The organism is Desulfobacterium sp. N47 (genome assembly GCF_051233685.1).
Classification (GTDB): Bacteria; Desulfobacterota; Desulfobacteria; order Desulfobacterales; family RPRI01; genus RPRI01.
The window spans coordinates 26,491-47,686 of the sequence record NZ_JBAMMY010000033.1; the positions used below are offsets into that span (position 1 = coordinate 26,491).

Annotated in this window: 20 protein-coding genes and 2 tRNA genes; 7 read left to right on the top strand and 15 right to left on the bottom strand. The window is 39.4% G+C overall.

What is annotated here, in order from left to right; all coding sequences use genetic code 11:
- Positions 1–3: 3 nt before the first annotated feature.
- Genes VXK47_RS01730 through VXK47_RS01765 form a run of 8 tightly spaced genes read right to left on the bottom strand, consistent with a single transcriptional unit; the run spans position 4 to position 7,275 of the window.
- Complete coding sequence (locus VXK47_RS01730) at positions 4–420, bottom strand: response regulator (RefSeq protein ID WP_435547052.1); 417 nt, start codon at positions 418–420, stop codon at positions 4–6.
- Between the two features lie 33 nt (positions 421–453).
- Entirely contained in the window at positions 454–1,200 is a 747-nt protein-coding gene (locus VXK47_RS01735; protein WP_435547053.1) for a YidH family protein, read from the bottom strand.
- 26 nt (positions 1,201–1,226) lie between these two features.
- The gene (locus tag VXK47_RS01740) at positions 1,227–2,063 is read right to left on the bottom strand and encodes a cytidylate kinase family protein (protein ID WP_435547054.1); all 837 of its coding nucleotides are present in this window, start codon (positions 2,061–2,063) and stop codon (positions 1,227–1,229) included.
- 59 nt (positions 2,064–2,122) lie between these two features.
- Complete coding sequence (locus tag VXK47_RS01745; protein ID WP_435547055.1) at positions 2,123–2,497, bottom strand: response regulator; 375 nt, start codon at positions 2,495–2,497, stop codon at positions 2,123–2,125.
- A complete protein-coding gene (locus VXK47_RS01750; protein ID WP_435547056.1) occupies positions 2,494–5,055 on the bottom strand; it encodes a PEP/pyruvate-binding domain-containing protein in 2,562 nt (853 codons plus the stop codon). Before VXK47_RS01750 ends, VXK47_RS01745 begins: the two co-directional genes overlap by 4 nt.
- 36 nt (positions 5,056–5,091) lie before the next feature.
- Positions 5,092–5,895 (bottom strand): TIGR02186 family protein, encoded by an 804-nt coding sequence (locus tag VXK47_RS01755; RefSeq protein ID WP_435547057.1) that lies wholly within the window; start codon positions 5,893–5,895, stop codon positions 5,092–5,094.
- The gene (locus tag VXK47_RS01760; RefSeq protein ID WP_435547058.1) at positions 5,895–6,824 is read right to left on the bottom strand and encodes a sulfite exporter TauE/SafE family protein; all 930 of its coding nucleotides are present in this window, start codon (positions 6,822–6,824) and stop codon (positions 5,895–5,897) included. The genes VXK47_RS01755 and VXK47_RS01760 overlap by 1 nt, the downstream gene beginning before the upstream one ends.
- 7 nt (positions 6,825–6,831) lie before the next feature.
- The gene (locus VXK47_RS01765) at positions 6,832–7,275 is read right to left on the bottom strand and encodes a universal stress protein (protein ID WP_435547059.1); all 444 of its coding nucleotides are present in this window, start codon (positions 7,273–7,275) and stop codon (positions 6,832–6,834) included.
- A gap of 235 nt (positions 7,276–7,510) precedes the next feature.
- Here VXK47_RS01765 and VXK47_RS01770 point away from each other — a divergent pair, with 235 nt between their 5' ends.
- Entirely contained in the window at positions 7,511–8,929 is a 1,419-nt protein-coding gene (locus VXK47_RS01770) for an ATP-binding protein (RefSeq protein ID WP_435547060.1), read from the top strand.
- A gap of 1 nt (position 8,930) precedes the next feature.
- Positions 8,931–10,274, top strand: a complete 1,344-nt coding sequence (locus VXK47_RS01775; protein ID WP_435547061.1) for a sigma-54-dependent transcriptional regulator — start codon at positions 8,931–8,933, stop codon at positions 10,272–10,274.
- A gap of 80 nt (positions 10,275–10,354) precedes the next feature.
- Here the strand turns inward: VXK47_RS01775 and pgi are convergent, their stop codons facing one another.
- The 6 genes from pgi to VXK47_RS01805 form a co-directional block, all read right to left on the bottom strand.
- Positions 10,355–11,992: a glucose-6-phosphate isomerase gene (pgi, locus tag VXK47_RS01780; RefSeq protein WP_435547062.1), complete on the bottom strand. Its 1,638-nt coding sequence runs from the start codon at positions 11,990–11,992 to the stop codon at positions 10,355–10,357.
- Positions 11,993–12,162: 170 nt separating this feature from the next.
- Complete coding sequence (locus VXK47_RS01785) at positions 12,163–12,810, bottom strand: ABC-type transport auxiliary lipoprotein family protein (RefSeq protein WP_435547063.1); 648 nt, start codon at positions 12,808–12,810, stop codon at positions 12,163–12,165.
- 28 nt (positions 12,811–12,838) lie between these two features.
- Positions 12,839–13,816, bottom strand: coding sequence for an MlaD family protein (locus tag VXK47_RS01790; RefSeq protein ID WP_435547064.1), 978 nt, complete (start codon positions 13,814–13,816; stop codon positions 12,839–12,841).
- 129 nt (positions 13,817–13,945) lie between these two features.
- Positions 13,946–14,698 (bottom strand): ABC transporter ATP-binding protein, encoded by a 753-nt coding sequence (locus tag VXK47_RS01795; RefSeq protein ID WP_435547065.1) that lies wholly within the window; start codon positions 14,696–14,698, stop codon positions 13,946–13,948.
- Between the two features lie 12 nt (positions 14,699–14,710).
- Positions 14,711–15,856, bottom strand: a complete 1,146-nt coding sequence (locus VXK47_RS01800) for an ABC transporter permease (protein WP_435547066.1) — start codon at positions 15,854–15,856, stop codon at positions 14,711–14,713.
- 48 nt (positions 15,857–15,904) lie between these two features.
- The gene (locus VXK47_RS01805; protein ID WP_435547067.1) at positions 15,905–16,093 is read right to left on the bottom strand and encodes a hypothetical protein; all 189 of its coding nucleotides are present in this window, start codon (positions 16,091–16,093) and stop codon (positions 15,905–15,907) included.
- 281 nt (positions 16,094–16,374) lie between these two features.
- On the opposite strand from VXK47_RS01805, the gene VXK47_RS01810 reads away from it, so the two are divergent.
- From VXK47_RS01810 to VXK47_RS01820, 3 genes are read left to right on the top strand one after another with little or no spacing between them, the layout of a single operon-like run.
- Positions 16,375–17,310: an ABC transporter permease gene (locus tag VXK47_RS01810; protein WP_435547072.1), complete on the top strand. Its 936-nt coding sequence runs from the start codon at positions 16,375–16,377 to the stop codon at positions 17,308–17,310.
- Positions 17,311–17,317: 7 nt separating this feature from the next.
- The gene (locus tag VXK47_RS01815; RefSeq protein ID WP_435547068.1) at positions 17,318–17,983 is read left to right on the top strand and encodes an ABC transporter ATP-binding protein; all 666 of its coding nucleotides are present in this window, start codon (positions 17,318–17,320) and stop codon (positions 17,981–17,983) included.
- Positions 17,980–18,999 carry a hypothetical protein gene (locus VXK47_RS01820; RefSeq protein WP_435547069.1) on the top strand — a complete coding sequence of 340 codons (1,020 nt, stop codon included), beginning with the start codon at positions 17,980–17,982 and terminating at the stop codon, positions 18,997–18,999. The genes VXK47_RS01815 and VXK47_RS01820 overlap by 4 nt, the downstream gene beginning before the upstream one ends.
- Positions 19,000–19,021: 22 nt before the next feature.
- Here the strand turns inward: VXK47_RS01820 and hisD are convergent, their stop codons facing one another.
- Positions 19,022–20,335 (bottom strand): histidinol dehydrogenase, encoded by a 1,314-nt coding sequence (gene hisD / locus VXK47_RS01825; RefSeq protein ID WP_435547070.1) that lies wholly within the window; start codon positions 20,333–20,335, stop codon positions 19,022–19,024.
- A 244-nt stretch (positions 20,336–20,579) separates the two neighbouring features.
- On the opposite strand from hisD, the gene VXK47_RS01830 reads away from it, so the two are divergent.
- Together VXK47_RS01830 and VXK47_RS01835 are read left to right on the top strand one after the other, a co-directional pair.
- Positions 20,580–20,667: transfer RNA gene (locus VXK47_RS01830), tRNA-Ser, on the top strand.
- A 10-nt stretch (positions 20,668–20,677) separates the two neighbouring features.
- Positions 20,678–20,770: transfer RNA gene (locus VXK47_RS01835), tRNA-Ser, on the top strand.
- The last annotated feature ends 426 nt before the right edge of the window (positions 20,771–21,196 follow it).

A 21,196-nucleotide genomic window follows, 5' to 3' on the forward strand; every position in this document is an offset into this window, starting at 1 on the left:
TTATCAGCTTGTTTTTGTAAAACGTTCATTTTTCAATTGTTCTACTATTTCCAATATATCTGCAAGCTTGAACGGTTTTGCTACAAATCTGAAGACTCCTTTCTGAAGTGATTCTTTCGACGCCTCCATGGTAGCAAACCCGGTTATAACTATAATTTCAGTTTGAGGAAACTGCCTTTTTACCTCGGTTAAAAATTCCATGCCGCTAACCCCTTCCATTTTAAGGTCAGTAATTACAATATCGAATTTTTTTTCCGGTATTCTTTGCATGGCATCCGCACTGCTGGTATATGTTTCCACTTCGTAACCGGCTTTTTGAAATGCCGGCTTCAAACGTTTGCATACTATAGGCTCATCATCTAAGATAAGGATCTTAAGCTTTATAGAATTAACGGCAGAGCCGCTATCAATATTATTCATTACTCACCTCCTTTAATAAGAAATACGAAGTCATCATGGGGCATAGTTGTCAATAATGCCGAGTTTTTCATTCAGAACAAGCATAATATTTTTTTCCTGCCGGTATGTGCTAAAATAAGTTTTAACTGCAAAACCCATTGTAATGATACCTACAAGGATCAGGAAACCATCCACAAGAGTCCATGGGCCCACGCCAAAATAGCGGGTTAAGGCCATGCCCAGGGCAATCAATGCCAGACCGGTGCGGATAAAAGCAAGCATAGTTCTTTCCTTGGCCAAAAGCGTTCTGAGAGATGATAAATAAGTTCTTGTAACGGCGAGATGATTTCTGCCTTCCGCCAATTCACTGCGTTGCAGAGAATAAGCGGTTCGTGTATTCGCCATTCCCGTTCGTTTATTTGCCAGTCCGGTACGCTCTAAAGCAAGTTCTGTGCTTTTGCCGGAAAGTCTGGTCTGTTCCTGCATCAGGCTTGTGCGGACATCGGCCATTTCTGTGCGTTTATCAGCAAGGTGCGTACGCACATCGGAACTTTTAACCAGTTGCTTGTTCAACTCTGTACGCTCAACAGCAAGGTCAGTGCGCTTATGGGAATTTTGCACTAAAGCGGAGGTAAGGCTATTTCTCTCGCGGGACAGATGAGTACGTTCTTCTTCAAGCTTGCTGCCCTTGCCGGCAAACTCCAAAAGCCCGTCAAGTACTTCTTTCTCTTCTTCCAATAGTTTAAAAAATTGATTTCCAAAGGCAAGACGCTCTTTTCCATTTTCCGTTTCACTGTCCATATGCTTTCCCTCTTTTTTAATTTTAGTTATTCCAATGCCACGGGAATATTTTCTAAACCTATCTCTACATTTTTTACTCCTTCAACCTGCCTGGCAACCTCGATCAGATCATTTTTAATTCTGTGTTTTCCGCTTGAAAATATTCCGCCGGTTTCAAAACTACCTGTAATGATAACTACTCCTTTGTTAGATGATACATCCAGCCCTAGTCCTTTAGTTTGGTCATGGGTAACCAATGCGGTTTTTACACGGCATGCCAGAAGAAAATCATCAATAATATTTTTGGACTCCGGTGATTCCTTAAATTCGGCTTGCTTTAAGGTGCAGATAATTATTTCACAAGCGCTTTCAAGACTTATAGCATCCAGATTAATGACAAGATCATATATAGACGGGTCACGCCAATCAACATTGTATAAAAACCGGGTCCATTTTACCCGGCTCTCATCTAGTTTATCAATTCTTTTTTTTGCTTCTTCAAATGAAATATTATGTGTATCTGCCAACATTCGGGCACGGCTTTTAAGAGGAGCGATTACGCGTATTTTTAATACGTGTGGAACTCCTTTTAACAGGAGATGACCTGCATGTCCATAATAAACAAAAGGACCTTTTTGTGCTCTTTCCGCCAAAGCAAGCTGAATGGCTGTAAGATAAAGACCGCGTTCTGTAGAGTTACCATGAATCAATCCTTTGGTTTTTTCCAGCTGCTGGAGAAGAAGGGGTTGTGATATCCCAAAACGGTTGGAAGCTTCTTTTAAAATCTCCTGGCTGACGGCCGGAATTTTTAATTTTTCAGAAATGCATTTGGCCAAAGATTCTCCACCACTCATAGTACCTCTGGAAATAGTTATAATAGCCATTTGTTCTCCTTTTTATCTGAATATTTATTTTTTTATAATTACATTTCCTGAATGATTTTTCACTCTGAAAGGCCGATTCCTCTCATTACAAGATTTCGCAATTGGGAAAGTTTAAAAGGTTTGGCGATAAAATCGTATGCCCCTAATTTTAAGGCTTCTTTGGCCTTTTCAACCGTTGCAACTCCTGTAATGATGATAACTTTTGTTTCCGGAGAAATTCTTCTGGCTAACTTCAATACATCAATTCCGTCCATTTCTTTCATTTTAAGGTCGGTAATCAATATTTGAAAAAATTTTTCGGAAAATCTTTTTACGGCTTCATTAGGATCAGTAAAAGTTTCTATTTCCATGTTTGCTTTTTCCAGAGTTGAACGTAACCGTTTACAAACAATCGGTTCATCATCCAGAATCATTACGCTGTTGGTTTTATTCATTTCTCCTCCGGTTTGACAAGAATAGAATCCTCTTCGTTTAGAAATTGGTTTGCGAATAAATCAATATCATTTTCATTACGCAATAGTACGTCTAACTGGCGGGTATAGCCTATTAATCGGCCTATCAGACGGAACTTGTCTTCCATCTGGGGCTTGTCAATCTTTTTTATCCTGGCTATAATCAACTCTCCTTTGAGTTCAACTGAAAAATCGTTTTTTTCCAGTATCTGTGCCAGCACTTTTACTCTTCTTGTACGCCGGGAGATTTCTGTGACTCCTCCAAAAAAGCGAAAATAGATGTAGTTGTCGTTCCTGTCGTCGGACATGTTCCCATCAACCATATTGAAGTGATATCCCAAACCAAGGTTGAGGTTTATGTATTCCTTTGATATGATGGCTAAATTTATATTAATCCTGTCCGGCGGAGACTGTGATGAACGGTTGCTGGTAAAGCTGGACATAAATCCCTTAAAATCAAGGTTGACGGGCTGGTATTGCCATACACCGGGAGCAGTAAGAGCTTCCAGCAGAATCAGCAAGGGTTCACAGGAGAGTTCTTTAAGTGATATCTCGTTTGAGGAAATCCCCTTTTTAATTCCTCCTCCGGTGTCAATGACAGTTAAATTTAAAGGTATGTTCAGTTTTAGTTTTGTCATGGAGTGTATAAAACTTAATTGTCTGGGCTGAATTCCCTGGGCAATTTTTCTTACTGCCATTTCATGGGCAAACCGGATGATATCATGAAATGTCTTGCAATGAGCAGGATCAAATTCATTTGATTGGGGATCCGTTAAGTGAAGGGTTGATACTTTTTTCAACAGCCTTCTAAGCAATTTAAATTCATAAGTTTCTTCATATGGTATTTTTTCAATCAATTGAGCTGTTAAAAGTTCTTTTATAATCCCCTGATAAATAATATTTTCTTCAGCATCAACTGTAACTTCCATTCCTGTTTTCAGGATTTGAGTTGCAAGAGAAGTATCTACAATTGTGGGAACTCTGAATTCTCTGCAAATCGTGGCCATGTGACCTGTAACCGCTCCTATATCGGTTACTACCGCGCTTGCCAAAGGAACCAACTTAGACATTCGCGGAGAAGTATGCTTTATAACAAGTACTGCTCCGCGTGGGAAATGCTGACTGTCCTGTTCGGATTTAACCTGGGAAACTATTCCAGCGCCTATCCCTCTGCTGGCAACTACTCCTTTGTTCTTTAAAAGAACAGGATAGTTTCTGGCAGCTGTAACCAACCGGTTTTTATCTAACGCATGCTTTTCTGAAAGCTTAAGAGACCGGGCCTGGAGATATGTAATTTGTCCATACTTATCAATCGCCCATTCGATATCCTGAAAGGACTTCATATATTGCTCTATGCGGATGGCCCCTTCTATAAGTTTATGCATCATAGTTTCATTCAGGCATGCAATTTCCTGCTTTTCCACAGACATAGGAACCAATTCGATTCCGCTATCTTCAGACATAGCGTATTGTTTAGTCTTTCTGCCGATATGCTGCCATAAAACGGTATATGGAGAGGTCTTCGAAACCTTGTATTGATCCACTTCCATTTCTCCGTCCACCACAGCCTTACCCAACCCCCAACAAGCCGACAAAATGGCTTTATCAACTTCCAGCCCGTTAGGATCAGCAGTATAAATTACTCCGCTGGCAATTGGAGATATCATTGGCAGGCATCCTACAGCCATAGCCATTTCCTGTTGCTTAATTCCCATTTCTTTACGATAAACTATAACCTGGGGAGAGAAAAGACTCGCTACGACTTGTTTGTAAGCAGAGCCTATTTGCGAGGAAGGAATATTCAGCACAGTTGTATACTGGCCGGCATAACTTATTTGACTGTCTTCTCCAACTGCGCTGCTTCGAACCGCCCATCTGTCTGAAGAACTAGATTCGCATGAGGAAAGTTTCTTGCGGATCGCTTTTTTGGTTTCAGGAGGTATTTTTGCCTGCAATATCTTTTCCTTCAGCTCTTTTGCTTTTTTCTCCATCACCTCCTGGTTAAATTTGCCTTCACATAATGGAGCAACCAATTCTTCAAGCCTGTTGTATTCAATAAATTGTTTAAAAGAATAGGTTGATATCACGAAGCCTTCCGGAACTTTTAAATCAAGACGGTTTCTGAGTTCGCCAAGGGTAGCCATTTTTTCTCCGGCGTAATCGGACATTTCTTTGGTAAGATCACTAATTGAATAAACATAATCTCCTTTTGGAAGAGTGAACTGAGAATTTAGTTCTCCCCGTATTTCTATTTTTGTTTTTTCAAATACATCAAAAAGAGCCAGATATTTTTTGGAGGTTATCAGATTAAGATCATATACTATTTTATAAACCATATCTTCCAATTCATCTGTAACCGACTCAATATACTGCTTGTCAAAAAGATAATCACCGCTAAGTTTTTCACCCATGTCTGCCATTAGATCCAGAGCCTTATTATTATATACCAATAGTTCCCTGAATGTCTGAAAAAGAAACTTAAGGGACAACTCTCCTCCGTTTTTGTTGCTCCCGAATAATAATTTAAAAGGATTTATCATTCAGATTGAGTCCTTTCTCAGATAGTTTCATTATAGTTAATGGCTTCCCTTTGATTCAAAAATGATACCTATCAGTAATCCGCTGAAGGTAGCTATGATAACAGCCAGTATTCCGTATAGCAGGCCTTTTTTGAATGCCAGATTCGATATTATAGCCGGTACCCCGGCCAATTTTACCTTGATCTCGCTTGATTGCAGCAATGTTCCTTTTCCGTCTTTAAGAGCAACCAGATCCAGAGTATAGGTTCCGGGAGCAATTTTAGACGGCACATCCAATACCGCATCAATCTGATTCCAACCTGCTTGTTCCGATGGTCTGATACTGACCGTTCCATCAGATATCTTAAAAAGATTATCAGCTTCTTTCAATTTGATCAGTTCATTAATCAGAACAGATTTATCCGGCTCTTTATCCGCGCTTGTTTCCGGCAGACTATCGGCAAGCAGAGAAACGTAATCCAGTTTCATGACTTTAAGGTTCTCCCTGTTTTCCAAGGAAGATAAATCTTTTGAAGTCCAGAGAAGATAAATATTGGGTATATCTTTAAAATGGATTTGTTCCACATTCATCCATAATCCCTTAACTCTGTCCTTTCTCATTAAAGCCAGATTTTGCTTAGGGCCAATAAGTCTTAAGGCTACTTTATCTTGTGCGGGAATTACTGATCTTACTGTAATTTTTCCTCCTGAAAAAGTACTTTTGATCTGAATTGTTTTTGGTTGAATAACATCAACACCTACCGGAGAATTCTGGGCATGGCTCACACAAATAAAAACTGCGGGTACCAAAAGAACAATAAAAAACAGATAAACGGGGCGCTTTAATAATAGTAGGTTCATTAATGGCCTCCTATATATGATAAAAGTAAATGAGGTGTCATGATAAGCCCAAACAACATCTGAACCATTACTATTAAAATGATTATTGCAAGCAGAATTTTTATCTGTTCTCCTTTTAGACGTTTGCTGATGCGCGTTCCTATCTGGGCACCGGCTGAGGACCCGACAAGCAGTACGAGGGCCAGTATAAAATCAACACTGTGATTGATATGTGACTGCATAATGGTTACGTTTACGCATGTGAAAAATATCTGAAAAAGACTTGTCCCAACTACAACATGCATTGGCATTCTTAATAAATATACCATGATTGGAACCATGATAAAGCCTCCCCCGACTCCCATGATAGCCGCCAGTACACCGACAAGCGTTCCAAGAATGAGAGGCACAATAAGGGAGATATTAATTCCGGATTTGTCGAAATGGACTTTGAAAGGAAGGATATTCATCATTCGGGCATATAATGAAGGAGGCTTTGCAATTGAGGACGAAGTTTCTTCGGTTGCCGGCGCCTTTTTCATGTTTTGGATACTTTCTGCAAACATATAGCCGCCAATTATAGCCAGCATAGCTACATAGGTAATCTTTATAACAAAATCGGCATTACCTGTAGCCCTCAGTATTTTTACCAGCTGGACTCCAAAGGTTCCCCCGACAACTCCACCGATGAGAAGTACAAGTCCCATTTTAAAATCCACATTCCCTAATCTATAATGTGCGTAGGTTCCTGAAGCAGAGGCTGCCACAATCTGATTTGAATCGGAAGCCGCAGCCACTGTTGGGGGAATACCCATCATAATCAGTAACGGGGTCATCAAAAAGCCCCCTCCAACACCAAATATTCCCGATAAAAGACCGACCAGACCGCCGAGGCCTAGTATAACAAAGATGTTCACAGCATTACCTGCTATGGGTAGGTATACATACATATGTTCATCACCTTTCCTTAATATTCTTAAAATGGTTTTTAGGAGAAACTACTTCCACTCTGCATGAAATGTGGTAGAGTATATCCTTTGTAGGACATAATCCTTTTTCGGAGTTTTTTAAAATATCCCCTTCCAGAATTCCGGGTTCCATTATCAGCAAACTTATTTTATTGTGTTCTACAAAACGGATCACCTCCTCGTTAAAATCTCCTTCAGTGACAAAGTATTCAATATTCACTGAATCTGATCTTGCATTTTGAATTATACTTTCCAGACGGCATGCTGCTGAATTTTTCATGAATTGTTCCTGTGCTGCACCTTCCTTTGCCTCAGGATTAAAAACTCTGAGTACAAAGACTGTGGCTTTGATTCTTTTTGCAAGAGAAATCGCTCTGCCAAGAGCTTCCCAGGCATCATATTGAGCATTCATTATTACGAGAATTCTTTCCATTATTCTCCTTATCTTCTTCTTTATGTAATCAATATAAGCAATAGAAGGGCCAAATTGGTCAAATGCCAATAACACTATGATAATATAATATATACTATCGATTGGCTGAATAATTGTGAAAACATGTATGTTTCAATATGAAAAAATAAATGGATTATTATATTTGTTTGTGCCATATTGAAACATGTAAAATGAATATTTGATAAGCTGTGAAATGCAAAACAGGAGAATTTTAATGCTTCAAACGATACGCTCAAAACTGATTTTTGCCACCTGCATCATATTTTTTTCTGTATGTACATTAACCGGCCTGAATCTTTGGAGCTTTTCATATATCAATAAACTTATGGTTTTGAGTGAAAGATTCAGTGATCTGGCAAATAATATTCTTGAGGTACGCAGATTTGAAAAAAATATTTTTCTTTATTACGACAAGGAAAGTGTTGGGGAGGTAATCACTTATCTTGAACGAACCGATGAATTGGTGGAAGAGCTGTCGGCAGATATTATCAGGCTTAACGGAATGAAACGATTTTCGGAATTCAGGCAAAATCTCAGCGCCTATCATCAAAATATGAAACGCTTAAAATTAAACATAGGCGAAGTAGCCGGAATCAATCAGGAGCAGATGCGTTCAGAAGGCAAAAGCATGGTGGACTTTGTAAATGAGCTTATAAAAATAAAGCGAAATAAAATACACAAAACCATCTATCGCATATCTTTGCTTCCTTTCGCCTTTCTCGGCATATTTATACTGGTTACGGTTTTATTTTCCATATTTATTTCCAGGCGTTTGTTTTATACTCTTAGTATGCTTAAAAAGAAAACAAGAGAGGTGGGAAGCGGGGATTTCACGCCGATTTCTTTCAAAGATCCCCATAATGATGAAATTTCAGGACTCATAAGAGCATTTAATCTTATGGCTACTGCATTGGAGACAAACCAGGAAAACCTTTTACAATCAAGAAAAATGGCTGCCCTGGGTACATTCACCGCCGGAATTGCTCATGAGCTGAATAATCCGATAAACAATATCAGTTTAACCGCCGAAACTTTCCTGGATGAATATTCCGAACGGCTTGATCCCGAAGGGAAGGAGATGCTTAACGATATTATTGCTCAGGTAGAAAGAGCAAATGATATCGTAAGAAATCTGCTGGATTTTTCACGCACGGAGGAGTCTTCTTTTTCGGATTTGGATATCAAAGATGTAATCAACAGTACTATAAAATTAATAAAGAACCAGATCAAGTTTTCCGGAATAAAACTGAACATCATATTCAGCCCGGATTTACTGCAAATAAAAGGGAATTTAAGAAGTTTACAGCAGGTTTTTTTAAATCTGCTGATTAATGCTCATCAGGCCATGCCGAATGGCGGAAGTATAGAGATAAAAGCATATCCGGAATCTCCCCGCTTTATACGAATTGATATTACTGATACCGGGCCTGGGATACCTCCCGAATCTCTTGAAAAAATATTTGAACCGTTTTACACCACAAAAGGCATTGGAAAAGGAGTTGGTCTTGGCCTTTCCGTAACTTATTCACTTATTAAAAACCACGGAGGAAATATCAAGGTGACAAGTGAAGCTGGCCGGGGAACTACGTTTTCTATTTTTATTCCTTCTATAACCAAGGCGGAAAATCGATAATATGGAAAGACGGATAGCTATTGTTGATGATGAGATTACAGTCTGCCGCATTCTGTCCAAAGCGCTTACTAAAGACGGCTTTAAAGTTGAGACTTATACTTCCGGAAGTCCTTTTCTTGAGCGTATGAAGGCCTCACCTTTCGGGATTGTTTTTGTTGATCTTATGCTTCCCGACATAAACGGGATGGAGCTTCTGGCCGAAATCAAAAAAATAAATGAAAATAGCGAAGTAATAATTATTACTGGCTACAGCTCTATTGATAAAGCTATAGAGGCAATCAAGCAGGGTGCTTATCACTATGCGCCAAAACCCTTAAAGTTAAGTGAGATAAGACTTCTGGCTAAAAGTGCGTTTGAAAAACTTAGCATTTGTCTTGAAAATAAAAAGCTCAGACAAGCCCTTCATGGTAAAGATAAATTTAAAAGCATAATAGGATCAAGCACAGCTATTCAAAAGGTTTTTTCTATGATCCGCAAGGTTTCCCCGTTGGATTGCAATGTTCTTCTTCAGGGCGCAAGCGGAACAGGCAAGGAACTTGTAGCCAGAGAAATCCATCAGACCAGTCTTCGAAAAGAGCGGCCTTTTGTTTCTTTCAACTGTGGCGGATTTACTGATGAACTGATAAACAGCGAATTATTCGGATATGAAAAAGGCGCATTTACCGGCGCCACAGCCACACGTATCGGACTTCTCGAATCTGCGGATGGCGGAACTGTTTTTCTTGATGAAATCGGCGAGATGCCGTTATCCATGCAAGTTAAGATGCTGCATGTTATACAGGAGAAACGCATTATGCGTGTAGGCGGTGTAAGGCCGATCGATCTCGATATCAGGATTATAGCCGCAAGCAACAAAGATTTAAAGCGTGAGGTAAGCTCAGGAAACTTCAGGGAAGATCTCTTTTTCAGATTAAACGTGGTAACAATTCACCTGCCACAACTGGTAGAACGCCAAGATGATATACCTTTACTGATAAAGCATTTTATTAATAAATATAGTCTCGCATTTCATAAACCTGTTGCAGGGATTAATCAGCAGACGCTTGAGATTTTGCTCAATTATACTTTTCCCGGAAATGTTCGTGAACTGGAAAATATTATTGAAAGGGCTGTAGCTTTAACCGATTATGACCAAATCCGGCCAAGCGATCTTCCTTCTGATCTACAGCAGCTTGAGTTTGACTCTATAGAAAGCGGAAAACTCATGTCTTTGGATGAACTTGAAAAAAAATTTATAGGCAAGGTTCTTGAACGTTCCGATTATAACAAGGGCATTACTGCAAAGATATTAAATATTCCCCGCACTACACTGTGGAGAAAAATGAAAAAATATGGTTTGGGGTAAGGAGAAAAGTTTCATCAAATCTCCTTGAATACAGGGGTATGAACTTAATCCGATCCCGATTATATCCCCAATCAGCTAATTCATTTAATAACCGGGGTAGTCATCAAAAACAGCTTTTCCAGATAAAACCTTGTAATCGGATCCGCGTCATCAAATACATATTCCCGGTTTGTATTTTTTTCAGCCATTTTCTTTCTGACATCGGAAGCAAGATTTTTTCCCAGCTCAACGCCAAACTGGTCGAAGGGATTTATGCCCCATATGAAAGCTTCATAGACTGTTTTTGCTTCGTAGAAAGACAGAAGCCGGCCGATATTTTCGGGAGATAAATCATTTAACAAAATGGTGGATGAGGGCCTGTTTCCCGAAAAGCATTTCGCCGGATCTTTATCTTCTTTGCCTGTGGCAAGCGCTGTAGGCTGAGCTATTAAATTGGCCCAGAGTTCCTGATGGTTTGTAACTCCTTTTGACTTATTTTTATACTGCTCACAGCATGGGTTTATGACACCTATAAAATCTATGGGAAACGGCCGTCCCTGGTGTGCAAGCTGGAAAAATGAGTGCTGGGCATTGGTCCCGGGTTCACCGAATATAATTGTTCCTGAAGGCACAGCAAGGATACTACCGTCTTTTGTCACAGATTTTCCGTTACTTTCCATACTGAGCTGCTGAATGTGGGAAGCAAGCTTTGATAAAGGGGAGGCGTAGGGAATTATTGCCTGCGCCGGGTAATTAAGAAAATTGTTGTTCCATACCGAGATCAGTGCTGCTACCAAAGGCAGATTTTTATGCAAAGGGGCTTCTTTTGCGTGCAGATCCATTTCTTCGGCCCCTCTTAAAAAACGTTCAAAAACATCATATCCCAGATAAAGGCTTATCGGAACACCTCCTACTGCCGAGGTAACGCTGTATCTTCCGCCTATAAAATCAAACATATGAAAAGATGCCAATACCGGGTTCGATGCGGGATCATCTCCGGGACTTCCCTTGCTTGTTACAGTAATAAGATGCTTTGCAGGATCAAGCCCTTGTTGCTTCATAAATTCAATAGCCTGATTCGTGTTTGCGGTTGTCTCGGCAGTTGTGTATGTTTTTGAAATCACAATCCAGAGAGTCTTTTCAGGATCTATTGATGCCGCTATTTGCGCAAAATTATGGATATCGACATTTGAAAGAAAATAAAGGTTTATATTATTTTTGGCAAGATGCTTTAGCGCTGCAGAGACAAATTCTGTTCCAAGATATGAACCTCCTATTCCTATTACTACAAGGTGTTCAAATGCTTTACCGGTTGAGCCTTTAATTTTTCCGGAATGGACTTTGTCTGAAAAGTCTTTGATCTTTTTATTTACTGCCAGTATTTCGGGCATTACATCTTTTCCGTTTAATAATACCGGGGAATCTGAAAAAGACCTTGTGGCTGTGTGGAGTGCCGCTCTTTTTTCTGTACTGTTGATCTTTTTTCCATCCATCATATCTTTAAACTGTTTTTTTATTTTTCTTGCTTTTGCTAACTCAAGAAGAAGCGCAATTGTTTTTTCATCAACTCTTTGCCTTGAAAAATCATATATGATACCGGCGCCGTTTAAGGAATAATTATCAATCCGGCCTTTTTCATTTATCAGATGTTTAAGATGATTTTGCTTGCGATTTATAATACCGGCTTGCTTTTTCAGACTTTCCCATTCGATAAGATCAACTAAGCTTTGATGAGACATAAATAATTTCTCCCATATTGTATTTTGGTTGGGAAACTGGTGCTATGGATCAAGCCTTCTCTTCCCGATCCCTTTTTTACGGCCCAAAAACCCATATAAAATCACAAACCCTGTTGAAGGTGGTCCTTTTATTAATACCGGCAGATGTTCCAACAGGCAACCCATTATATCTATTCAATTTTTTTTGGCAGGCTTTTATATATATCGTTAATAATCTGTCCTGATAATTCCTGCATAGCCTTGCTCATTGCTTCTGCAAGAGCCTTGGGATTTTTTTTGGCGCATTCTTTTCTGGTACTGTATTTTTTCTGAAAAAGAATTTTTTTGCTTAAGTCGGGCTCATTTTCCGCCATGAGAACAATATCAAGTGAAAGCACGGCTTCCCATGTTTTTCCTCTGTCGTCTTCAAAAAACTCATCAACTGTTCCCGAAACGGAATGAGTGGCCGGAAAACCTGCTTCATAAGTGAAAACTCCTTTAAAAAGACCTGAGTTCTTGATATCTCTGAAAAGAAAATATGAAACCAGTCTTGCAGGGTCTGTTTCCCATCTGTGATAAAGATATTCATCAGTCTGGAAATCATTTTTTCTATAACTGATTTTATCGGAATTATATAAAGGGGATTTAAAACGATCAACCTTTATAATAAACGGCAGGGTATTTAAACCGGCAAGTTTTGGCGGGTCATATTCAAGTGTATAAAAATCAGTTTTTGTTTCCGATCCGCCAAATCCGCCGCATCCGCTTAGCATTAAAAAAACACATGCGAGCAAAAATGCAAAATAAATTATTGAATAGGTTTTCAAGGAAATCTTCATAATAGCTCCTGTAAAATTATTGCCGCTTCTAATCCTTTTCCATTTCTTTTTCAGGTTGAGGGGAACTGAAAAGAAGAAGGGAGGGCTGATCCGAAATCTGATCAACTGAGCGGTTCAGGGTTTCACTGGTTTTTTCCAGGCTTTGCATGGTGGAAAGTATCTGCTGTTGCATAGATGAAAAGTTTTGATCCGAGTTTCTTATAAATTCTTTTCCATCAATCACAAGCGATTCTGCATTTTCCACTGCATGGTTTAAATTTTTAATTGCCTGAGCAACACTGTCCTTATTGCCGGTTATTATAGCATCTATTTTTGTAACAGCATTGTTGAGATTTGACACAGTATTGTCGGTATTTAATGTAAATGTTTTAAATACACCCGCCGCATCTCCCACCGAGGTAATCGCAGTGTTCCATTTTTCTAAAGATTCTTTTATGTCGGAAGAAAAATTCTCAATTTTTGCTTCGTTTACCGCGCTGTTGATTTTATCTAAAGTCGCTTTTGTTTTAACTGATAATCCTTCGAAATCAACCTTATTGATTTGGGTTATAACATCGCTTATACTATCCATAAAACGTGTTATTTCAGATGGTTTTGTATTAATAGCTGTATGCTTGGGGACAAAGCCAAGCGGCGGAGAAAGATTCGACTCGCCATTTTTCTTCAAGTCGAGCTCTACAAACATAATGCCTGTAATTCCAACAGATCTTAACTGAGCGACTATATTTTCATCCGGTTTCATATCGGATTCTATTTTTAATACAACTTCTATAAGCTTTCCGTCAGGAGCAACAGCTATTTCAGAAACTCTTCCGATTGTAACTCCTCTGAATTTTACAGGCGAGTCTTTTGACAGCCCCTGTACCGAATCATTGAAATATGCAGAATACAGACGCCCCTGCTCAAAATAGTGTGACATGCCAACCCAGATTATTGCAAGGAATGCGATAATAAACCCTATTATAACAAAAATACCTACGCTGAGTTTGGTTTTTATTGTAGCCATATTATTTCCATATTCTTTCAGATAAAATTATTGGACTGCGTTATCAGTCGCCCTGCTTCGACTGCGTACCGGATGTAGGCTTTACTTAGAAGGGCTACTTCCGGCCTTGCCAAAACATTATCTGAAAGTCTATACTTTTGCATTACGGTTAAAAAATCGTCTTACCGCAGGATCAGGGCTGTGATCCTTTAAATGTTTCGGATCGCCTTCGGCGATTATGCTTTTGGTTTTTTTATCAAGCATTATAACCCGTTTTGCAACTGTAAATATTGTATCAAGATCATGTGTGATAATTACAATCGTTGTGCCGTATTTTTCATTTATCTGCATTACAAGCCGGTCAATTTCGGATGAAATCACCGGATCAAGTCCTGCTGTTGGCTCATCAAGGAATAATATTTTCGGATTTAAGGCAAGAGCCCGCGCAAGCCCGGCTCTTTTTTTCATTCCTCCGCTAAGCTGGGAAGGCAGATAATCTTCATAACCTTCAAGTTCAACGGAACTAAGTTTTAAATTCACCAGGATATCGACTGAATTTTTGGAAAGACCGGTATATTCGGCAATCGGAAGAGCGATGTTTTCAGCGACAGTCATTGAGCCTAAAAGTGCTCCGTTTTGAAACAAAACGCCTATTCCCTTTAAGATGTTGTGAAATGTTTCCGTATCGCATTCCGTAATGTCCGTACTACCAACATAAACACTCCCGGATGCAGGTGTGGAAAGTCCTATCATATGCCTTAAAAGAGTGCTTTTACCACAACCGCTTCCTCCTAAAATCACAAGAATTTCACCTTTTATAACATCTAAATTGATATTATTAAGTATCACCTCGTCACCATACCTGGCAACGAGATTTCTTACTGTAAGTATATTTTCCCCCATAAGCGCCGTTATTTACCTCCAGTAGCTTCGTCCTATTGCAAACATTGAATCTATCAGGATAATAAGGAAAATACTGCTCACAACAGCGGATGTAGCTGCATTTCCAACTGCATCGGCTCCTCCTTTTGTCTGAAAACCCCTTAAGCATCCAACCCAGGAGATTATTACGGCAAATACGATGCTTTTGGAAATACCCCAGCATATTTCAAAAAGATTCAATACATTCATTGTTTGAGTCAGATATGAGCTTGTAGTAAGATCAAGAATAAATACCCCCACCACAAGGCCGCCTGCAATCGCAAAAATATCTGCAAAAAGGGTTAGCAGCGGCACCACAATAATTGATGCGAGTATTCTGGGAACTGCAAGAAAAAGAGTAGGATCAAATCCCATAACAAACAGGGCGTCAGTTTCCTCCGATATTTTCATGGTCCCGATTTCGGCGGCAAAAGCGGACCCGGATCTTCCTGCAATTACTATAGCAGTCATTATAGGGCCAAGTTCCGAAACCATGCCGATAGATACAAGAGAAGCAACATATAAATTTGCACCAAACTGTTCCAGCTGAAGAGAAGACATGAAAGCAATAACAAGTCCGAGGAGAAAACTGATAAGGGCTATAATGGGCAGAGCATTAACGCCGGTTTTTTCCATATGCAATATTGTGTCATTAATACGAAGAGACTTTGGATGACGGCAAATTTGGTAAAATGATAAAGCAACGGAGCCTATGAAAGAAACAAACACCCTGGAATTGGAAATATTATCCAATACCGACTCACCTAATTGCGTAATTTTTAGTTGCAACCTGTTTTGTTTAGCAGGTAATACAGACCTTTCAAAGTTTGATTCCAGTAAATAAAGAATATTTTTTGCTTTACCGCTGTTGTCTGTAACATTAAAGGAGCTGTTTTTATTTTTTGCGGCTTTTTGCAATTCTATCAGAACAAGCAGACCGAAATCATCAAAATATGAAACATCATCAAGATCGGCTGTAATGGATAGCAGGGATAATGAATCTACCTCGCCAAGGAGTTTACCGATTATTCCGGGGGAGGATTGCGCGTCCATTTCCCCATGAAAATGAATAGTAAAAAAGCCCTCCTTATCTTCGGAAATATCGTAGCTGTTAGATTTATGCTGCTCCGGTTTTTGCATTATCAGACCTGATAATTTAACTAATCTCAGACCAAATACAAGACAGTATCAGATTCTTCTTGTGCATGAAATACCTTCGGATAATATAGACTGAAGTCTGCCCAAAACAACACAAGTCTCGGCGCATTCAGGAAAATTTATTCTACACTGGCATTCTCTGCACGGGCTTTTAATAAGGTGGCCTATTTCAAAGTCAAACCTGTAGCTCATGGCTTCTAATTTAGGAATATATTTCAAAAGGACCTATCCTGATTTTGATTATTTGATCTTCGTGCAATATGGTTTAAATATTTTCAGATAAAATTCATCTTTCTTCATAATATTTCATAAGACAAATATTTTCAATATATTAAAATACATATCATAACATTGTCACTATAACAAGATAAAATGATATCTGTAACCGGTACCTTTCCAAATTATAGAGTTGGGGAGGCTCCGCGAGCTCACCCTAAAGGGCTCGCTCACCTCCCCAACATCTATAATTTGGAAAGGTACCGGTTACAAAGATTGAAGATATAAGTCATGTGAAAAAGGTTGTTGCCAGAACATGGGGGTATCTTCCGTTAAAAATCGGATCTGTTGATGCAGCTTTTACTTTGATGGGCCTTGATCTTGACAATCTTTTATACAGCAATAAACTTCCATGGACAATTGAAAAAGGCACTTTTCTTGCCGCAGGAGATCGCCATAAAGCTGTGCTTGGAAGTGGAGTAGCTTTAAGTTTTGATGCCGATGTGGGAGACAGGCTTGAAATCGAAGATACTTTAGGAAATAAGGGTGAATTTGAAGTGGTAGGAATTTTTAACAATACTGTACAAGTTTACAGCACTGATCTGGTACTTGTATCTATAGATGATGCCAGGGAATTTTTTAACTATCAAAAAGATGAGGCATCCGATCTTCTTATATATGCGGATAGCCCTGAAAATGCCGATTTAATCGCACGGGAAATTGTCAGACGTTTCAGAAATGTCAGGGTATTAACAGCTAAAGCGCTGACCAATCTGGTGGAAGAGGCTTTCGGGCGAAGAGGGGGGACCTTTCAGGCAATGTGGCTTATATTGCTTGTAACTATCCTTCTTTTAATCTGGGCACAATCAGCCCATATAAGCGTTGATGTGAGCAAAGAAATTGGAATATTAAAAGCCGTGGGATGGCAAGCAGGGGAAATCATAGAGATGAAAATGATGGAGTCTCTCAGCCTGAGTCTTTTCGGTACATCCGCCGGAATTCTTGCCGGATTTGTCTATGCTCTGATGGGTACGCCGGGAATATCAGGATATTGCCTTGGCTGCGCCAGTATTTATCCAAAATTTCCCGTTCCGGTAAACTGTGATTTTAACTCTGTTGCGCTTCTTTTTATTCTGGGGATAGTTCCATTAACGGCAATAAGCGCCATCCCTGCATGGCTGGCCGGCATTGTTGATCCGGATGAAACGATAAGGAAATAACCCAGTTATGATCAGGCTTGATAAAGTTACAAAAAGCTACCGGTCGGGAAAGGTGAAAGTCAAAGCTCTTGACAGCGTTTCCGTTGATATCAAAAAAGGAGAATTCGTTGTGCTAAACGGGCCTTCGGGCTCAGGTAAAACAACTTTTATGAACATCGCAGGCTGTCTTACTAGAATTACTAGCGGGCGGTTCTTTCTGAAAGATATGGAAATATCCCATTTTCCCGATCATTTTTTATCTGCCATAAGAAGAGAAAAATTCGGTTTTATTTTTCAGCAATTCAACCTCATTTCAGGATACACCACATGGGAGAATGTTTCCATCCCTCTGCTGCCAATGGGAATTTCTGAAAAAATGAGAAAAAAGAAAGCTATGAATTTGCTGGAAGAATTGAATCTTGAAACCAGAGCTGATTTTTATGCAAATGAGTTAAGCGGGGGGGAACAGCAGCGGGCTGCCGTTGCCAGAGCGTTGATTAATGACCCTGAAATTATTCTGGCTGATGAACCGCTTTCCAATATAGATGTTGAAAATGCCAGGACAGTTATTACTGTTCTGGAAAAGTTGAAAACAAAAGGCAAAACAATAATTATATCTTTTCACGATTCACAGCCGCTTATTACAAAATTGATCGACCGAATGGTCAGTTTCGATTCGGGTAAAATATTATGATTATAAACAACTATATAGTTACATATCTCGTATGCTCGGTTGTTTCTATCTTCATAGGACTTGTTGCTGCATTTAACGGATTCTATGTCTGGAAAAAATGGGATATCAACAGCCAGGCGGATGAACAATATCTTTTGGAAAAAAGAGTTTATCTTCTTATTACAATATTATCTGTCGGATTTTTCATAAGGCTTCTGATGGCGCCCTTATGGTTTTTTTCCCTGCACAGCATGATAATCTCAATTCCCGGAGCTATGTGTCTCGTAGGAGTACATAATGTTAATGCCCCCTTATCTTATATTGCAAGCGCTCTCAAACTGCTTCTTCCTGCTTTATACGGGTATTGGTTAATCCTGAACTTTTTAGACCGTCAGGCAGAATCCCAGCCTTTTATGAAACAAAAACTGCTTTTTATTGCTCCTCTGGGAATTTTAATACTTCTTGAAACTATTCTTGATATTTCCTTTTTCTTTTCCAATCCTCCCCGTCAGGTATCTTGCTGCACATCTCTTTTTGACGTTCCTACGGACAATATTCCTTCGGTCGTTTCACAATCAACATGGATCTGGCTTATAATATTTTATATCCTCATACTATTTATTCTGGGGGAAATCCTGCACTTTTTTATTGGCCAGAAAAGAAGCTTATCTTCCGGCAATAAATGGTGGTTTGGAAATAAAACGCTAATGCTTTTTGAAACTCTGGTTACTACATTTGCCTTTATAGTATTTATTCTTGCGCTGCATACCAAAATAAGCCCGCTGTTTCTTGGGCTTCCTTTTCATCATTGCGTATTTTGTCTTGGCCAGGAAGTATGGGATGCGCTTCTTTTTTTTGCTATGATTTTTATCGGACTTACGCTTTTTATTATCTATTTCTGGGTAGTATGTTCAAAAAACTATAGAAACGTAAACCTTATCTTAAATAAATATATGGTAAAATTACTCAAATGGTCCGGCTTTATGGTGGCTGGCGAATTGGCTGTCCTATCGCTTCATTTGGCTTTAGCCCTTTAGATAGTTGATCATGCTTTATGTTTTAAACTTTTTTAGTATCTTTCAGCCTGATTCTTACCGAATTGGCATGTGCGCCAAGCCCCTCGGTTTCGGCAAGCATAATGATATCTTTTGCTTCTCTATTGAAAGCCTCTTTTGTATAACTTATAAGACTTGTCTTTTTTATAAAATTATCCACAGAAAGGGCTGATGAAAATCTTGCCGTTCCTGCAGTGGGAAGCACATGGTTAGGCCCTGCGATGTAGTCTCCCACAGGTTCGGGAGTGTAGTTTCCAAGAAACACTGCGCCTGCATTTTTTATCTTTCCGATATACTCAAAAGGGTTGTTTATCTGAAGTTCCAGATGTTCGGGAGCTATTCTGTTTGAAAGCTCTATTGCAGCTAAAATATCGCAGACAACGATTATAGCGCCGTATTTCGAAAGAGATTTTTCGGCAATATCGCGTCTTTCAAGCTTATTAAGCTGGTCATTTAAAGCTGCAAGAACTGCTTTTGCCGTTTTCATGGAATCAGTAACAAACATTGCCGAAGCAAGGGCATCGTGTTCCGCCTGGGAAAGCAAATCAGCAGCAGTATATTCGGGTATTGCGCTTTCATCCGCAATAACAAGAATCTCACTTGGCCCTGCCGTCATATCAATTCCAACTGTTCCTGAAACAATTTTTTTTGCAAGAGTCACATACATGTTTCCAGGACCGACAATAACATCCACCCTGGAAATTGTTTCGGTGCCGTAAGCAAGCGCAGCTATCGCCCAGGCGCTTCCGACTTTATATATTTCATCAACGCCAACCGTCTTGGCCGCAACAAGAAGATGCGGATTAATACTGCCGTCTTTTGTAGACGGAGTAACCATTACAATCCGACGCACTCCGGCAATCTTTGCCGGTATAGCTCCCATAAGAACTGATGAAACAAGCGGGGTTTTCCCTTCTTTACCACCCGGCACATATATTCCTGCTGCATCAACCGGATTAATAATTTGCCCGAGAAAAGCACCGTTTCTTTTATTATTTATCCAGGATAATCGTGTTTGCTGCCTGTGAAATGCTTCTATCTGGGAAACTGCACGATTTAAAGAAGCCTTGAAAGCCTTTGATGTTTTTTTAAAAGCGGAATCAATTTCTTTATTGCCAACCTTAATAGAGTCCTGATTTATAGCCGGAGAGTCAAAACGCCTGGCGTAAGTTACAAGCGCGCTGTCCCCGCTTTTTCGAACATCTTCCAGTATACGGTTAACAGCATTATAATCCTTGCGGCTGAAAGCAAGCCCTCTGTTGATGATAGCCTTAAGCCTTGCTTCAGCCTGCTTTGAAGGATATTCAAGAATATTCATTATATCTGATCCTTTTTGTTCTTATTCCCGCACTTCATATTTTCGGGGTTTAATTAATATTTACGCACAGTCTGCTTATTTTATAAAAAAACTCTATCATCTTGATTTATCAAGATCAATGAGGTTTTATATTTTTAATGATATCATGCTATGTTTTGAAAAATTATAATAAATAATACCTTTCTTATCCTATAAATTCTTGACGTGTATCTGATATGATGTTAGAAAAGAGACCATTCAAAATGGAGGGATGTCCGAGTGGTTTAAGGAGGCGGTCTTGAAAACCGTTGAGCTTAACGGCTCCGTGGGTTCGAATCCTACTCCCTCCGCCACAAACAAAACGGAGAGATGGCCGAGTCGGCTGAAGGCGCTCGCCTGCTAAGCGAGTGTAGGGCGAAAGTTCTACCCAGGGTTCGAATCCCTGTCTCTCCGCCACACTCTTTTCTTCCGTTTTGATATCTGCGCAGCATCTTGGAACATATCTATTATACAGAATTTATTACTCAGGATTAAACAAAGCCGGGACAGGCCTTAGCAAGAGCGCTGGAATAAAAACGCATTTTTCACCATTTATAGCAATTGTCATAAAAAGGATTAAATTCATTATATGATTATGGACTTTCGAGCTTTTCTGCAATAAGCATATCTTCCTCCTACCATCAATATAAAAGGTTTCATACTTTAATAGATTTTATCTGTTTATCCAGTAATCAATATAACATTATGGCCTATTGACTTAGCTGACCCAATTATTTATAATAAACATCATGAGCAGCAATATTGGGGTTAAGCCAAATTATGGGGAAATGAGTTGGTTGATTTTCCAGGAAGACTTTCAGAGTGAAGATGACTGTTATGCCT

What these genes read in the sequence shown, in the direction of transcription:
- VXK47_RS01735 (WP_435547053.1), bottom strand. Translation starts at nt 1,200, where the DNA reads ATGGACAGTGAAACGGAAAATGGAAAAGAGCGTCTTGCCTTTGGAAAT.
- VXK47_RS01765 (WP_435547059.1), bottom strand. Translation starts at nt 7,275, where the DNA reads ATGGAAAGAATTCTCGTAATAATGAATGCTCAATATGATGCCTGGGAA.
- pgi (WP_435547062.1), bottom strand. Translation starts at nt 11,992, where the DNA reads ATGTCTCATCAAAGCTTAGTTGATCTTATCGAATGGGAAAGTCTGAAA.
- VXK47_RS01800 (WP_435547066.1), bottom strand. Translation starts at nt 15,856, where the DNA reads ATGCAAAAACCGGAGCAGCATAAATCTAACAGCTACGATATTTCCGAA.
- VXK47_RS01820 (WP_435547069.1), top strand. Translation starts at nt 17,980, where the DNA reads ATGATTATAAACAACTATATAGTTACATATCTCGTATGCTCGGTTGTT.
- VXK47_RS01730 (WP_435547052.1), bottom strand. Translation starts at nt 420, where the DNA reads ATGAATAATATTGATAGCGGCTCTGCCGTTAATTCTATAAAGCTTAAG.
- VXK47_RS01795 (WP_435547065.1), bottom strand. Translation starts at nt 14,698, where the DNA reads ATGGGGGAAAATATACTTACAGTAAGAAATCTCGTTGCCAGGTATGGT.
- VXK47_RS01760 (WP_435547058.1), bottom strand. Translation starts at nt 6,824, where the DNA reads ATGTATGTATACCTACCCATAGCAGGTAATGCTGTGAACATCTTTGTT.
- VXK47_RS01790 (WP_435547064.1), bottom strand. Translation starts at nt 13,816, where the DNA reads ATGGCTACAATAAAAACCAAACTCAGCGTAGGTATTTTTGTTATAATA.
- VXK47_RS01745 (WP_435547055.1), bottom strand. Translation starts at nt 2,497, where the DNA reads ATGAATAAAACCAACAGCGTAATGATTCTGGATGATGAACCGATTGTT.
- VXK47_RS01750 (WP_435547056.1), bottom strand. Translation starts at nt 5,055, where the DNA reads ATGATAAATCCTTTTAAATTATTATTCGGGAGCAACAAAAACGGAGGA.
- VXK47_RS01815 (WP_435547068.1), top strand. Translation starts at nt 17,318, where the DNA reads ATGATCAGGCTTGATAAAGTTACAAAAAGCTACCGGTCGGGAAAGGTG.
- VXK47_RS01755 (WP_435547057.1), bottom strand. Translation starts at nt 5,895, where the DNA reads ATGAACCTACTATTATTAAAGCGCCCCGTTTATCTGTTTTTTATTGTT.
- VXK47_RS01770 (WP_435547060.1), top strand. Translation starts at nt 7,511, where the DNA reads ATGCTTCAAACGATACGCTCAAAACTGATTTTTGCCACCTGCATCATA.
- VXK47_RS01785 (WP_435547063.1), bottom strand. Translation starts at nt 12,810, where the DNA reads ATGAAGATTTCCTTGAAAACCTATTCAATAATTTATTTTGCATTTTTG.
- VXK47_RS01775 (WP_435547061.1), top strand. Translation starts at nt 8,931, where the DNA reads ATGGAAAGACGGATAGCTATTGTTGATGATGAGATTACAGTCTGCCGC.
- hisD (WP_435547070.1), bottom strand. Translation starts at nt 20,335, where the DNA reads ATGAATATTCTTGAATATCCTTCAAAGCAGGCTGAAGCAAGGCTTAAG.
- VXK47_RS01740 (WP_435547054.1), bottom strand. Translation starts at nt 2,063, where the DNA reads ATGGCTATTATAACTATTTCCAGAGGTACTATGAGTGGTGGAGAATCT.